Below are 14,717 nucleotides of genomic sequence, written 5' to 3'. Positions count from 1 at the left end.
GAACGGTACATTATTTTTGCAAAAGTAGCAGGCTTGTAGGAGGGGAACGTTAAGATGAACAAAGGACGCGTTGTGAGCATCATGGGTCCGGTTGTTGACGTCGAGTTTGATCGCGGCGGTCTGCCGGAAATCCTCAATGCCATTACGATCACTACAGTAAGTGAGAGCGGCGTTAGTGTAAACCTTACACTCGAAGCTTCGAAACATCTGGGTGACAACCGAGTACGTTGTATTGCGATGTCCTCCACGGATGGACTTGTTCGTGGTATGGAAGCTTTAGATACAGGAGCACCAATCTCTGTACCCGTCGGAGAAGCAACACTGGGTCGTGTATTTAACGTACTCGGCGAAGCAATTGACACTGGCGGTGCCGTAGCTGCTGAGCACAAGAACCCGATTCACCGTTCAGCACCTGCATTTGATGAACTGACTACCCAAGCAGAGATGCTGGAGACAGGAATCAAAGTTATCGACTTGCTCGCTCCTTACGCTAAAGGTGGTAAAATCGGTCTCTTCGGTGGTGCCGGTGTAGGTAAGACGGTAACCATTCAAGAATTGATCAACAACATCGCACAAGAGCACGGCGGTATCTCCGTATTTGCGGGTGTTGGTGAGCGTACACGTGAAGGTAATGACTTGTATCACGAGATGAGTGATTCCGGCGTTATCAACAAAACAGCAATGGTCTTCGGACAAATGAACGAGCCTCCAGGCGCACGTCTTCGTGTAGCCCTCACAGGTCTGACGATGGCGGAATACTTCCGTGATGAAGAAGGCCGTGACGTGTTGCTCTTTATCGATAATATCTTCCGTTTCACCCAAGCGGGTTCAGAAGTATCTGCCTTGCTTGGACGTATGCCTTCCGCGGTAGGTTACCAACCTACACTGGCAACAGAAATGGGTCAGCTGCAAGAACGTATCACATCAACGAAAAAAGGTTCTGTAACATCCATCCAGGCCATCTACGTGCCTGCGGATGACTACACTGACCCGGCTCCTGCAACGACGTTTGCTCACTTGGATGCAACGACGAACTTGGAGCGTAAAATTTCCGAGATGGGTATCTACCCTGCGGTAGATCCACTGGCTTCCAGCTCCCGGATCTTGTCCCCTGAAGTTGTAGGTGAAGAACACTACAGCGTAGCTCAAGGCGTTAAACGCATCTTGGCACGTTACAATGAATTGCAAGATATCATTGCAATCCTGGGTATGGACGAGTTGAGTGAAGAAGACAGAGCGCTTGTATACCGTGCTCGTAAAATCCAACGTTTCTTGTCCCAGCCTTTCCACGTTGCTGAAGCATTTAACGGTATTCCGGGTAAATACGTTCCAGTTAAAGAAACGGTGCGCAGCTTTAAAGAGATTCTCGAAGGTAAGTATGATGATCTTCCGGAAGCAGCTTTCCTCTTTGTTGGTACAATTGAAGAGGCAGTGGAGAAAGCCAAAACACTGGTTTAGTCTGAATCCAGGATTGTCCTTATGAAGCGGGCTATCCTTCGGATATTTCAGGAGGGATGGAATTGAGCACCTTTTTGTTGGAAATCGTAACACCTGAGCGTTTGGTCTATTCAGAACAGGTGAATAGCATTACGGCTCGTGGTATTGAAGGGGAACTGGGCATTCTGCCCGGTCATATTCCTATGGTTACACCTTTGCAGATTGCACCGATCTATATCCATAACGGAAAAGAAAATAAACGAGTTGCTATCGGTGGCGGGTTTATTGAAGTACGTAAAGATAAGGTTGTTGTACTCGCAGAGAGTGCTGAATTCCCGGAAAACATTGATGTGGATCGTGCGCGTGCGGCGAAAGAGCGGGCAGAACGTCGGCTTGCAAGCCAAAGCAATCAGGACCACTTTGATCACCGTCGTGCAGAGATTGCGCTGCAAAAAGCGGTTAACCGGATTAATGTGTTCGGCAAATAAACGATTCTTGGAAGCCCGGCGGCTTAGTCTGCCGGGCTTTTTTGAGTTTGTTTGATAGAATTGTTTTATCGAACATATCAAAAAGGCTGACACAAATTCCATCATATCCCTTCAGTAAACAGAAGTATTTTAAGCAAATTATTCACCGATGATGAGGATTTGAATAGAATGTAGGACTAAAGTAGTGGGCGCATTTACCACTAAGAGAACCATTTTTTTCATGAATAAATATAAATTATTTCCGAGGAAATGACAGAATCGATATCGAAATAGCGCTCTTTTATGTCGTTTTAGTCACAAAATCCCGGCATTTTAAAATTAAAATATTTTAGAAGTGGAAATCAATGTAATTGACAATGTATGATGAAAGAGCCTATATTCCATAGAGTCAGCAGAAGCAGGAAGCTGCGTAGTAGATTCCATAGTCATGCACAGCCGCATTGTTGCTGCTCGGTGATTGGGCATCAGGAGATTCCTGCCTGGCAGGAGTAAATCTGACAGTACGCTCAGTATGTTGTGCTTAAGACATTCCAGTATACTAACAAGTTATGGGTGCCGGGCATATGATATGCTGATCGCTGCAACAAATGTGGAGGTAAAGAATATATGGATACTGATCTGACGAATCAGGTGAACCAAGCGTTAAGCACCAATGGCTTGGTCTCAATCATCGTCTCCCTGTTATGTATAGCATTGTCTTGGTGGGCTTTGACAAATCTCAAACTGGAATTAATCATCAGGCAACCACGAGGTGCTCAGGGAAGACTGTTGCATTTGTTGCTCGCCATCATTTTGGGGCATGCCGTTGCTGGCTTTGTCATTGACTACTTGTCCTGGACTCAAATGTTGCGTAATTTGTTTTAATGTTGAGATGGTTGGTTAATCATCTGTTAGGTTCTTCAAGCTGCTCATTGTCGAATAACATCGATTAATTGTGTTAACAATTAGAGTATGAGTTGTCGGTAAAGAAATTAAGAAAAAAATGTGACGTAAAATTGGATGAATTTGAGATGTTTTATGTAAAAATGCTTGTATCGTACAATTCAACAATGTTATGATGGAAGTTAGGGAATTCACAATTGTTCACTTATTTTGTAGTTATAAACGGGATATCCGGTTCATGCCGGCTAATAACCATCCCACTCTGTCTGTTCTGATGCTCTGCTGGCTTGTAAGACACTAATTTTACATGCTGAGCAGCAAGATGCACGGCACATGGTATCATTGATATGGATTATAAAAACCAATTCTTTTCTGAACAGACATCTGTGGCAATATGCCAGAATATGTCGAAATTCCACACACAGCAACAGTCCTTTCTAGCATAGTGGGGCTTACGTATTCCGGAATGAAGAAAAGGGAATAAAAGCGCGGAGGGAACCATGATGAGCAAATTTATCGTCCGCGGTGGCAAAAGGTTGACCGGAAGTGTCAAAGTTAGCGGCGCTAAAAATTCTGTTCTTCCGATCATCGCTGCCTCTCTCTTAGGGGAAGAAGGACAAAGCGTTATTATTGACGCGCCTCCTCTAGACGATGTGATGACGATTAACAAGGTGTTGGAATCGCTGGGAGCGGGAGTTACATACCGGGACGAAGTGATTACCGTAAATGCGGAGAAACTTACTTCCTGTGAAGCCCCGTATGAATGGGTAAGTAAAATGCGGGCGTCTTTCCTGGTCATGGGGCCTTTGTTGACTCGTATGGGTCATACAAGAATCTCACTTCCTGGTGGATGTGCCATCGGTACACGGCCTATTGATCAGCATTTGAAAGGTTTTGAAGCCATGGGCGCAGAGATCAGCTTGGGCCAAGGTTATATCGAAGCTCGTAGCCAAGGACGGTTGCGTGGCGCGAAAATTTATCTGGATGTGGCTTCCGTAGGTGCCACTCAAAATATTATGATGGCTGCAACATTGGCCGAAGGGGTAACTGTTCTGGAGAACGCGGCAAAAGAACCTGAGATTGTGGATCTTGCCAACTTCCTGAATGGAATGGGTGCCATCGTACGTGGTGCTGGTACTGGAGTGATCCGCATTGAAGGTGTGGAGAAACTTACAGGCGTTACACACACAGTTATTCCGGATCGGGTAGAAGCTGGTACGTATATGGCTGCTGCTGCAATCTCTGGTGGTGACGTGTACATTGAAGGTGCAATCTCTGATCATTTAGGCTCCGTTATCGCGAAGCTTGAAGAGATGGGTGTTACAATCCAACCGGATGAGAATGGCGTGCGTGTAATCGCAGATCGTCCTCTTAAGGCTGTGGATGTGAAAACATTACCATACCCAGGATTCCCGACCGATATGCAATCCCAGATGATGGCACTCTTGCTCGCATCTGAAGGAACAAGTGTCGTGACAGAGACTGTTTTTGAAAACCGATTCATGCATGTGGATGAATTCCAATTGATGAATGCGGAGATCAAAGTTGAAGGACGTTCGTCCATCATCACAGGTAATGCCAAACTGAAGGGTGCCAAAGTAACGGCTACCGATTTGCGTGCGGGTGCCGCACTCATTATTGCAGGTCTTGTTGCTGAAGGTACAACGGAAGTGGGCGGTGTTCATCACATCGACCGTGGCTATGTACATCTCGCTGAGAAGCTTAACGGACTTGGCGCTGACATCTATCGGATCTCGGTTGATGAGCCTAAGCTTGAAGCAACCAAAGCACCTAGTGAAAAAGTGGAGAAAGAAGTACCGATGTTTAAGGTGCAACCAACTTTGGCTTAACACTGGATTGAATAGAAAAAATATGGTCCCCCTATTATGAGTCACACAGTTGTGTGGATTATGAATGCGAAGGAACGTATATTGTAAAAAATGATAAAGCTAAGCCATCTGGCTTGGCTTTTTTTGTGTTTACTTTTAAGAAGACAACGAGATATTTGATACCTGATTCTATTAATAGCTGGTCCTAACTTGTATAGCATAACATCGTATTCTGTATCGATTCTGAACCAAATGAAAGAGCGAACTTTATATAGGGTGTCGGATCCAGCTAAACACCGGTATTCAGCGACAGATCAACGTTTCTAAGAGGTACATAGCAAAAGAAAACAGGAAATTAAACAGAACGAATAGGGCCTCGTTTCTCTTAAATCAGGTTCTATCAGATCAAGCCAGCTCATAACCTAAACTATGGATTTGAACAACACGACCGGCACATGACCGGCCATAGATAACGGAGGGTTATATTCGAATGAAAGAAGCTCGTGTACAGGTAAAGGTACCCCTTGTCCCTCGTCCAGGTATGCAAGAGCGGGAGGGAAATACCGTTTCTAGAGTGGAAAAAGACAAGCCTGCCCCATCGAACCTGAGGACTGTTCCATCACAGCCTGCAAGATTATCCAATCCAGGACGGGTGTCGACAGATGAACTGAACCGAAAGACAACCGAGCATATTCATATACCTGTTATTGAGCTGGACCAGTTCCGCCGTGTGAAGCGTCGTCGAATGCGTACATTTGGACGAAAACCCCGATGGGGACGAAATACGACGCGATGGCAACCTGCTGCCGCTGTATCTGCCTTATTGGCCATGGCGTTGCTGATTCCGGTAATTTTGGTATGGCCGCGGACAAGCGAATCACCAAAGCCGATCCCTGCTCCAACAGATTCAAGCAGTACAAGAACCCCAGCTCCTGCGCCAGCCGTTCCTGTTACCTACCCTGAACCTAAAGTGCGCGTATACCTGTCTGCAACGGGCACAACGATGAATCTGCCATTGGAAGACTATGTTACCGGGGTTGTGGCAGCTGAGATGCCGGCTGAATTCAGACTGGAGGCGTTAAAGGCGCAGGCGATAGCAGCTCGTACATTTATCGTGCGAAGACTTGCTGCTAGTGATACAAGCGGTGTTCCATCAGGTGCGGCGGATGTGACGGATACGGTCAGCCATCAGGTGTTTATTCCGCCAGATCAGGTGAAAGCGGATTGGACGCGTCTAGGGAAGGCAAAGGAATGGGAGAAGCTGCAACAGGCTGTACGCGAAAGTCGAGATACGGTGATGACCTACCAGGGCAAGGCAATCACTGCATCCTTTTTTTCCACAAGTAATGGGTATACCGAGAATGCGGAGGATGTATGGGGTAACGCTGTACCGTATCTGCAAAGTGTAGACAGTCCCTGGGACAAAAATCTGGCACCAGGCTACAAGCAAACCGTTACCATGAAGCGTAATGAGATTCTGCAGAAGTTGAACTTGGATGCCATTCCGGTTACCACTCAGAAGGGTGGATCGTGGATGGAAGTATTGTCTACAACCAAAGGGCATCGGATTAAGGAAATGCAGATCGCAGGTGAAACATTCAGCGGACCCGAGGTCCGTAAGTTGCTTGGATTAAGATCCAGTCAGTTCAGTTGGAAGACCACAGGTGATGAGGTCCAGATTACAACGTTCGGGTATGGGCATGGGGTTGGCATGAGCCAATGGGGAGCAAACGGCATGGCGCAGGAGGGACACACGGCCACCCAGATTCTCAAACACTACTATACCGGCATTTCATTCGGACAGGCATCCAAGATGCTTGCACCGAAGTAGGAGAGTAGTACAGCCAATCCGGACCAGTCTACCAACCACCCATTCCGGAGCTTTCGAGATTCGGCTATATATGCGGAGAGTGCTAGCGTATGGAGAGCGCAGGGGACAGAAAAGACCTGTAGAAGCAAAGCGTCCGCCTTTATCACCGGATTTCTCCATTGGGAGAAATAATTAGGAAATCCGGGGATAACAGCCGGTCGAAAGGTTTTCTGGCCCCGGAGCGGTGCACATACCCGCTGCACATCTCCACCATATATAGCACTCTCTGAAACCTCCGTGAAAATAATTAGAGTCGCGCGTGTATAAAAGAGTTGCACCCGGTAACACTTGTTACTGAGGTGATTAAGATGAATGAACAAAACAAAAAATCAGTCCAAGAAGAAACTCCTAAAACAACTCAAGGAGTACCGGCTAGTCAGCCCTCTTCATGGAAAAGAGCAATGTCCAAACGCTGGGTCTTCCCGGCAGCCTACATCGCAGCAGCAGGCATTATACTAACCTTAGTGTGGGTCTATCAGGGCACAGGCGACAAAACGCTGAACTCGGACCCTGCTAGCGGGGTAGTAGAAACAGGCGCATCGGCGGGTACAGAAGGAACAGCAGCAGGCGAAGAAGAAAGTGTGGAAGTTGTTGCAAAGTCGGAGAATTTTGTGTGGCCGGTAGCGGTACCGTCCGAAATTTCGGTAGTAAAACCTTTCTATGATAGCGAAGCTTCAACCGAGGAACATGAAGCGGCAATGGTGCAGTACAATGATACATTCATCCCGAACACAGGTGTGGATCTGGCACGTGGGGATAACAAAACATTTGAAGTAAAAGCAGCGCTTGCCGGTAAAGTTACCCGGGTTGAGCAAAATCCGCTCACAGGTCAAGTTGTGGAAATCACACACAGCGATAACCTGAAGACGGTATACCAAAGCCTGGCAGATGTCAAAGTGAAACAGGATGACGAAGTGAAACAGGGAGATGCGATTGCATCCGCTGGCGTCAATGAATTGGGTAAAACGCTTGGCAACCACCTTCACTTTGAAGTGTACGAAGACGGACAGCCGGTTAACCCGCAAGGATATCTTCCGGAAAAATAAATGAATTTTACCGCAGCAACATGATGGGCAGAGGGTTAAACCTCTGCTCTTTTTGTGCTTTTCAGAAAATAATGGGACCTTCGAAGCTTGTCACACCTCTAAACCGCGAATATATAGGCATGCTCCTCATATAATGTACCAAACTATCCACACAGTAGGGAGGCGGGAGCGTGCACGATTACATCAAGGAACGGACCATCAAAATTGGTCGCTGCATTGTTGAGACGAGGAATACGGTCCGTACCATAGCCAAAGAATTCGGCGTGTCAAAGAGTACTGTGCATAAGGATCTGACGGAGCGTCTGCCGGAAATCAACCCTGATCTTGCTGACCAGGTGAAACACATTTTGGAGTATCACAAGTCCATCCGCCATTTGCGGGGCGGTGAAGCGACCAAAATTAAATACAAAAAAACGAGTGGCAAGAAACGTGAGGTGTTGGCTTCCGCCAAATCGTAAGCATATTCACAAAGACGTAGGCCAAAAAGCTCACACATGCATTGAATCCCTCCCCTGAAGTATGATATGTTAAAAGCTGGTACAGGATCGAATTATGACATCTTATCAGCCCGATTTTTACATATATATGTTGCACTTTGTCGAACGAGCGGTGACGTGATAAGGGACTCTTTTTCACAGGATACGCTGACCAAATAATATCACTTTGGGGGCTCTTTTATGTTTAGCAAGGATATCGGTATTGATCTTGGCACGGCCAACGTGCTTATTCACGTGAAAGGAAGTGGGGTTGTCCTCGATGAACCTTCCGTCGTGACCATTGAAAGAGATACGAAGCGTGTCCTTGCTGTTGGGGAAGAAGCGCGTCGTATGGTGGGGCGTACTCCAGGTAACATTGTTGCCATTAGACCGCTGCGTGACGGCGTTATTGCGGACTTCGAGATTACAGAAGCGATGCTCAGACATTTCATTAATCGTGTGGGTGCAAGAAGCTGGTACAGCCACCCTCGAATTTTGATCTGTGCACCAACGAACATTACTTCCGTGGAGCAGAAGGCCATCCGTGAGGCGGCAGAACGCAGCGGTGCCAAAGAAGTGTTTCTGGAAGAAGAGCCGAAAGCGGCAGCGATCGGTGCGGGAATGGATATTTTTCAGCCGAGCGGCAATATGGTCGTGGATATCGGCGGCGGTACGACTGACGTTGCAGTCCTTTCTATGGGCGACGTGGTCACCGCCTCTTCTATTAAAGTCGCAGGGGACAAGTTCGACGAAGCCATTATCAAGTTTATCAAAGCCAAGTACAAGCTCATGATCGGTGAACGGACCGCTGAAGATATCAAAATTGCGATTGGTACCGTACATCCGGGTGGACATCAAACGGAGATGGACATTCGCGGACGCGATATGGTATCCGGTCTGCCGGTTACCGTAACGGTATCGGGAAATGAAGTACAGGAAGCACTTTGGGATTCCGTACAATCCATCATCGTGGCAGCGAAGTCGGTATTGGAACGTACACCGCCTGAATTGTCAGCGGACATTATCGACCGTGGTGTTGTATTGACTGGCGGAGGTGCATTGCTGAACGGACTGGACGAGCTTTTGTCCAATGAATTGCATGTACCGGTATGGGTGGCTGAAGATCCAATGCACTGTGTCGTGAAGGGGACAGGCATAATGCTTAATAATTTGGATCAGGTGGTTAAGAAAAAGTTCTAATCTGCCGATATAAATAGCAAAGGTTCGCCATGCTCGGAAAGCAGAACGGACAAGCAGCCAACCTGTGATGCAGGTCAAGCGCTTGAGGAGAGGGGTTAATTCATGTTAAGAGGTCTGTACACCGCTACTGCGGGAATGATTACGCAACAACGCCGCCATGACACAGCAACACAGAATATCGTAAATATGAACACCACGGGATATAAACAAGTGAACAGCGTAAGCCGTTCCTTCCCGGAAATGCTCATTACTTTGGTAGGCGGAGATGCAAATCTTCCAACAAAGCGGCTGGGCAAGCTGAACACGGGGGTGTTCGCGGAAGAAAGTTTGTCCATGAATTTGCAAGGGACTATTATGGAGACTGGGCAGAAAAATGATTTTTCCATTTCATCCAATATGACTGTCAATGATCCGCAGACTGGACAACCTGTCCCGTTTGACGCATCAGGCAAATTTGTACGGGCCGACGGCACGGTGACTTACCAGCCTCAGGCGTATTTTACAGTTCAGGATGCAGAAGGTAACACCGGATATACACGCGATGGTCACTTCGAGATCACAGGAACGGGACAATTGCTGAGCTCAACAGGTTCACAAGTGTTGGATAATAATGGACAACCTGTAGTGTTGACAGGTTCCGTAGAGCAATTTAAAGTGGATGAGCAAGGCCGTTTGGTGGATGCAGCAACAGGTGCACCGACAGGGGTTACTCTCGGCATTAGTGTCATTGACCAGCCGAATCAACTGGTTCGTCAAGGTAATGGCAATTTCAGTCTCAGCGATGCAAACGGGGCAACGTCCCGGATGATGGCAGCTGGTGATAATGTGCAGATCCGTCAGGGATACCTGGAAGGCTCGAATGTTGATGCTTCACAGGCAACGGTTGATATGAACGCCGCATTCCGTGCGTATGAAGCAAACCAGAAGGTCGTACAATTCTACGACCGCAGTCTGGATAAAGCCGTCAATGAAGTCGGGCGTGTATAACGCCGACGTTTAAATATAACCGCGCAGCGGAGAGCCAAACGCCCTTTGCGTGCAAAGCAGAGAGGCTCACGCGAAGCGCAAACAAAGTGCAGCCGAGCTTATGCGAGGATTGCGTGGCAGTACCTGAGCGAAGCGACGGTCTCGACAGTCCTTTGCGGAGCAAAGCAAGGAGAGACCCCGCGGAGCGCAAGAGCCTAGACGCAGCCGAGCTTATGCGAGGAATGCGCAGCAGTACCTGAGCGAAGCGACGGTCTCGACAGCCCTTTGCGGAGCAAAGCAAGGAAGAGACCCCGCGGAGCGCAAGAGCGTAGACGCAGCCGAGCCTATGCGAGGATTGCGTGGCAGTACCTGAGCGCAGCGACGGTCTCGACAGTCCTTTGCGGAGCAAAGCAGGGAGAGACCCCGCGGAGCTACACGCCGCATAAAGAGCGTGCCGGGTTATGATTCAGCCATGTGAAACTATGGCGGGAATCATAGCACGGCAGTCGCGGCGCACACACACCACCGCCACTTAGCAAGATCGTACCCCACTTACCTAATCCGCCTGTTTCGGGAGTCCAGAGGGCAGCGCCATCTGGGGCCCTCCCTACTAGGGAGGGTTTGGGAGGGTGGACAGGACACAAGGGAGGGTATACTACCAATGAATAATTCCATGATTAGTGCCAAGGTTTCCATGACTGCCATACAGCAGCGTCTGGATGTCATTTCCGATAATATTGCCAACGTGAATACGGCAGGCTATAAAAGCAAACAAGCGGCTTTCGAGGATGTGCTGACCCGGGTTCAACAACAACCGGACAAATACAAACTGGATGGACGTTCCACACCGATGGGATATAACCTCGGTTTTGGTGCTCGTTTGGCAGATGTGACGAAGGATATGTCTCAAGGCCCCTTGAACGAGACTGGCCTTCCGACCGATCTGGCTATTGAGGGAAATGCGATGTTTGCAGTTGAAGCGAATGGGGAGAAAATGTGGACACGTCAGGGTGCATTTCATTTTGTACCTGATACAAGACCTAAGCCTACTCCGAATTCACCTGATATGATGGTGATGGTCAATGGCGAAGGCCACTTTGCCCTGGATCGTCAAGGCAATCGTATTACGGCACCAAATAATAGCAAAGTTGCTTTTGATGAAAATGGCAACCTGCTAATCCGACGCGGTAATGAGGCAAACGCAACCATTGGAGCACAGCTGCAAGTGGTAGACATTGAACGCCCTGAGGGGCTGGTACAGTATGCGGATAACCTGTTTGGTCTGGATGCGGGATTAACCGAGGATGATGTGTTTGGCGCTAATGCAGCTACACGTCAAGCGGCTGCCTTGATCCGTCCAGGATTTCTGGAGCAATCCAATGTAGATCTGACACAGGAGATGTCTTTGCTTATGCAAGGACAGCGGACATATCAGCTGGCGGCAAAGGCGCTAACTTCAAGTGATTCCATGTTGGGTCTTGCCAACAATATGAGAGCGTAAAAGGTGAATGTGATGACAGAAACACAGCAGCAGAACAGTAAGCCGGAGAAAAAGGAAGTCAAGAAGAAGAAGAGTGGATTGCGCATCGCAAGATGGTTCCTGGTCCCAGTCCTACTTGTTCTTGCCCTCGCTGGCGGAATGGTAGCTGGATATGTGGTACTGGGCAAACAGGATATCGGTTCCGTATGGCAATGGAGTACATGGGAACATGTATACAATCTGGTGTTCGCTCCATAATGTAACGAGTTAAGCGAAAACTCCTGCGCAGGCAGGAGTTTTCTTTTTGACGTTGAAAACAGTATAATGATGGATGACGTTTGACGTCACAAAAGAGGCCTCCCCTGCGAAAGACATTCGTCATCGCGAAGAGAGACCCCTTATCTTAACCTTCACTACTGCAGTCATGAAGGATATAACTAGTGTTAACCGAAAATATGCTTTCCATACAAAATTTAAAAATTAAAAAACCATTTATATGAGCTTCGACTTTGTCATGTGGGGGTTGACCTTGCAGCACCGAAGTAAGTGGAGGGAACGGAATCGTTCAGAAGAAGCGAAGCGCTCGCCTTTGTCACCGAATTTTGACCTCTCTGAGGTTGATCAAAAAAATTCGGAGACAACAGCGATCAGAGGGACGATCCGTAACCGTAACGACCACCGTAGCGCTAAGAGTCAATCCATGATGAAGAACGCTCATATAAACATCCCGAGAGGAGATTACACAGTGCTCGATATCAAACAGATTCAAGAAATCATCCCGCACCGCCCCCCGTTTCTGCTGGTGGACAAGATTCTAGAGATTGAGGATGGTAAACGTGCCGTTGGTTTGAAAAACGTAACCATTAACGAACCTTTCTTCATTGGTCATTTCCCAGAGTATCCGGTAATGCCGGGTGTACTGATTACAGAAGCGCTGGCTCAAGTTGGTGCAGTAGCTATTCTGAATTTGGAAGGCAACAAAGGCAAAATCGGCTTTTTGGCGGGACTGGACAACTTCCGATTCCGTGGACAAGTTGTGCCCGGAGATACGTTGATTCTGGAAGTGGAGATTACACGTCTGAAGGGTTCTATTGGTAAAGGTAAAGCAACTGCCCGAGTGAATGACAAAGTGGTCGCTGAAGGCGAGATTATGTTTGCACTGTCTGACCCAAGCTGATTACATACGTGAGCATTGACATCATGCAGGAACTTCGTTGGACCGAATGATGCAAGATGCTAGAGTACTCAGCACACCTGAATTTATATAGACGGAAGGGGTTTATCGGAATGGAACAGTTAAGCACAGCAGCAGCAGAGACGTTGCAGCAATGGTTGGAGGATGCTTCGATTGATGAAGCAACGAAACAGGAGCTTCGTGACTTGCAGGATCAGCCGAAAGAGCTGGAGGAACGTTTTTACAGAAACCTGGAGTTTGGTACAGGTGGATTGCGCGGAGTCATTGGTGCCGGAAGCAACCGGATGAACCGTTACACCGTAGGTCGGGCAACGCAAGGATTTGCGCGTTATTTGCTTGAGCAGCATGGTGACCAGGAAGGTAAACCTTCTGTTGTCATTGCTCATGATTCCCGTCATTTCTCACCTGAATTCACACTGGATGCTGCGCTTGTACTGGCTGGAAACGGCATTGTAGCCAAGCTGTTCCCATCCCTGCGTTCAACTCCTGAGTTGTCATTTGCGGTGCGTAATCAGAAGGCTACTGGCGGAATCGTCGTAACAGCGAGCCATAACCCACCGGAATACAACGGATATAAAGTTTACAATCATGAGGGCGGTCAATTGGTACCGGCTGAAGCGGAAAAAGTCATTCAGTACATCCAGGAAGTGCCTTCCCTTGCTGACGTGAAGAAACTGACGCAAGAAGAAGCAGAAGCTCAGGGACTCCTGATCTGGTTGGGTGAAGAGCAAGATCAAGCGTTTGTGGATACCGTAGCAAGCCGCAGTCTGAGCCGTGAACTGATCCAATCCGGCATAGGTCGTGATTTCAAAATCGTTTACACACCGCTTCACGGAACAGGTAACATTCCTGTACGTCGCGTGCTGGAGCAGATCGGATTCGAGCAAGTGCACATTGTAGCTGAACAAGAACAGCCGGATGCTGAGTTCTCTACCGTGAAATCCCCTAACCCGGAAGAACGCGAAGCGTTTACGCTTGCAATGAAGCTGGGAGAATCCGTAGGCGCTGACATTCTGATCGGAACAGATCCGGATGCAGACCGTATGGGTGCTGTCGTGAAAGACAATGATGGCAAATATTTCGTCTTGTCCGGTAACCAGTCTGGTGCCATTATGGTACATTACCTGCTCAGTCGTCTGCAAGAGACAGGTACACTCCCAAGTAACGGTGCGGTTGTCAAAACAATCGTAACAAGTGAGATGGGTGCTGTTATTGCTGAACATTACGGTGCAGAAGTGATGAACACACTGACGGGCTTCAAATATATTGGTGAAAAAATGAACCAGTTCGAAGCAACAGGCAGTCATACATTCTTGTTCGGATATGAAGAGAGTTATGGCTACCTTTCCGGTAACTATGCCCGTGACAAGGATGCTGTCCTTGCCTCGATGCTAATTGCTGAAGCAGCTGCGTATTATAAGAGCCAAGGCAAGACGTTGTATGATGTCTTGCAAGAGCTGTACAACCAATTCGGATACTTCTTGGAGAAGCTGGAGTCCCGTACGCTGAAAGGCAAAGACGGCGTGGCTCAGATTCAAGCCAAAATGACGGACTGGCGTTCCAATCCGCCACAAGAAGTAGCGGGAATTGCGGTACAAGATGTGCTGGACTATTCCCTTGGTCTGGACGGTCTTCCGAAGGAGAACGTACTGAAGTTCATTTTGGCAGACGGTTCATGGTTCTGCTTGCGCCCTTCAGGAACAGAGCCAAAGATCAAAGTATACTTCGCCGTGCGTGGAGAGAATTTGGAAGATGCGGAAAGCCGGATCGAGCGTCTGGTGACTACAGTGATGTCGCGTGTAGACGCACAATAATACGAATGCAACAATGAGCAAGAACATGAGAAGG

13 protein-coding genes are annotated in these 14,717 nt (G+C 48.1%); all 13 read left to right on the top strand.

The annotated features are described in order from the left end of the window. Nucleotides 1-54: 54 nt before the first annotated feature. Nucleotides 55-1,458, top strand: coding sequence for a F0F1 ATP synthase subunit beta (gene atpD / locus NZ043_RS06420; protein ID WP_047840699.1), 1,404 nt, complete (start codon nucleotides 55-57; stop codon nucleotides 1,456-1,458). A 62-nt stretch (nucleotides 1,459-1,520) separates the two neighbouring features. Next, the gene (locus NZ043_RS06415) at nucleotides 1,521-1,925 is read left to right on the top strand and encodes a F0F1 ATP synthase subunit epsilon (protein ID WP_091036299.1); all 405 of its coding nucleotides are present in this window, start codon (nucleotides 1,521-1,523) and stop codon (nucleotides 1,923-1,925) included. A 606-nt stretch (nucleotides 1,926-2,531) separates the two neighbouring features. Beyond that, nucleotides 2,532-2,789, top strand: a complete 258-nt coding sequence (locus NZ043_RS06410) for a DUF1146 family protein (RefSeq protein ID WP_339311078.1) — start codon at nucleotides 2,532-2,534, stop codon at nucleotides 2,787-2,789. A gap of 521 nt (nucleotides 2,790-3,310) precedes the next feature. Further along, the gene (gene murA / locus NZ043_RS06405; RefSeq protein WP_082762960.1) at nucleotides 3,311-4,657 is read left to right on the top strand and encodes a UDP-N-acetylglucosamine 1-carboxyvinyltransferase; all 1,347 of its coding nucleotides are present in this window, start codon (nucleotides 3,311-3,313) and stop codon (nucleotides 4,655-4,657) included. Between the two features lie 469 nt (nucleotides 4,658-5,126). Next, entirely contained in the window at nucleotides 5,127-6,467 is a 1,341-nt protein-coding gene (spoIID, locus tag NZ043_RS06400) for a stage II sporulation protein D (protein WP_339311076.1), read from the top strand. A gap of 347 nt (nucleotides 6,468-6,814) precedes the next feature. Further along, nucleotides 6,815-7,552: a M23 family metallopeptidase gene (locus NZ043_RS06395; protein ID WP_339311074.1), complete on the top strand. Its 738-nt coding sequence runs from the start codon at nucleotides 6,815-6,817 to the stop codon at nucleotides 7,550-7,552. Nucleotides 7,553-7,722: 170 nt separating this feature from the next. Continuing rightward, the gene (gene spoIIID / locus NZ043_RS06390; protein ID WP_024632710.1) at nucleotides 7,723-8,010 is read left to right on the top strand and encodes a sporulation transcriptional regulator SpoIIID; all 288 of its coding nucleotides are present in this window, start codon (nucleotides 7,723-7,725) and stop codon (nucleotides 8,008-8,010) included. A 219-nt stretch (nucleotides 8,011-8,229) separates the two neighbouring features. Continuing rightward, nucleotides 8,230-9,228, top strand: a complete 999-nt coding sequence (locus NZ043_RS06385; protein ID WP_133386096.1) for a rod shape-determining protein — start codon at nucleotides 8,230-8,232, stop codon at nucleotides 9,226-9,228. Nucleotides 9,229-9,330: 102 nt separating this feature from the next. Continuing rightward, the gene (locus tag NZ043_RS06380) at nucleotides 9,331-10,215 is read left to right on the top strand and encodes a flagellar hook-basal body protein (RefSeq protein ID WP_076209801.1); all 885 of its coding nucleotides are present in this window, start codon (nucleotides 9,331-9,333) and stop codon (nucleotides 10,213-10,215) included. A 640-nt stretch (nucleotides 10,216-10,855) separates the two neighbouring features. Beyond that, on the top strand, nucleotides 10,856-11,695 hold the full coding sequence (locus tag NZ043_RS06375; protein ID WP_338588718.1) for a flagellar hook-basal body protein: 840 nt from the start codon (nucleotides 10,856-10,858) through the stop codon (nucleotides 11,693-11,695). Nucleotides 11,696-11,707: 12 nt separating this feature from the next. Next, nucleotides 11,708-11,932, top strand: coding sequence for a DNA-directed RNA polymerase subunit beta (locus tag NZ043_RS06370; RefSeq protein ID WP_133386093.1), 225 nt, complete (start codon nucleotides 11,708-11,710; stop codon nucleotides 11,930-11,932). A gap of 487 nt (nucleotides 11,933-12,419) precedes the next feature. Next, nucleotides 12,420-12,851, top strand: a complete 432-nt coding sequence (gene fabZ / locus NZ043_RS06365) for a 3-hydroxyacyl-ACP dehydratase FabZ (protein ID WP_036613058.1) — start codon at nucleotides 12,420-12,422, stop codon at nucleotides 12,849-12,851. A gap of 110 nt (nucleotides 12,852-12,961) precedes the next feature. After that, complete coding sequence (locus NZ043_RS06360) at nucleotides 12,962-14,683, top strand: phospho-sugar mutase (protein WP_339311070.1); 1,722 nt, start codon at nucleotides 12,962-12,964, stop codon at nucleotides 14,681-14,683. Nucleotides 14,684-14,717: the final 34 nt, after the last annotated feature.

The organism is Paenibacillus sp. FSL k6-2145, assembly GCF_037976585.1.
In the GTDB taxonomy this organism is placed as follows: Bacteria; Bacillota; Bacilli; order Paenibacillales; family Paenibacillaceae; genus Paenibacillus.
This window is presented reverse-complemented; position numbering and strand designations above follow the sequence as displayed.

Coding starts and splice junctions, on each gene's coding strand:
- atpD (WP_047840699.1), top strand. CDS start 55: ATGAACAAAGGACGCGTTGTGAGCATCATGGGTCCGGTTGTTGACGTC.
- NZ043_RS06410 (WP_339311078.1), top strand. CDS start 2,532: ATGGATACTGATCTGACGAATCAGGTGAACCAAGCGTTAAGCACCAAT.
- murA (WP_082762960.1), top strand. CDS start 3,311: ATGAGCAAATTTATCGTCCGCGGTGGCAAAAGGTTGACCGGAAGTGTC.
- spoIID (WP_339311076.1), top strand. CDS start 5,127: ATGAAAGAAGCTCGTGTACAGGTAAAGGTACCCCTTGTCCCTCGTCCA.
- NZ043_RS06395 (WP_339311074.1), top strand. CDS start 6,815: ATGAATGAACAAAACAAAAAATCAGTCCAAGAAGAAACTCCTAAAACA.
- NZ043_RS06385 (WP_133386096.1), top strand. CDS start 8,230: ATGTTTAGCAAGGATATCGGTATTGATCTTGGCACGGCCAACGTGCTT.
- NZ043_RS06380 (WP_076209801.1), top strand. CDS start 9,331: ATGTTAAGAGGTCTGTACACCGCTACTGCGGGAATGATTACGCAACAA.
- NZ043_RS06375 (WP_338588718.1), top strand. CDS start 10,856: ATGAATAATTCCATGATTAGTGCCAAGGTTTCCATGACTGCCATACAG.
- NZ043_RS06370 (WP_133386093.1), top strand. CDS start 11,708: ATGACAGAAACACAGCAGCAGAACAGTAAGCCGGAGAAAAAGGAAGTC.
- NZ043_RS06360 (WP_339311070.1), top strand. CDS start 12,962: ATGGAACAGTTAAGCACAGCAGCAGCAGAGACGTTGCAGCAATGGTTG.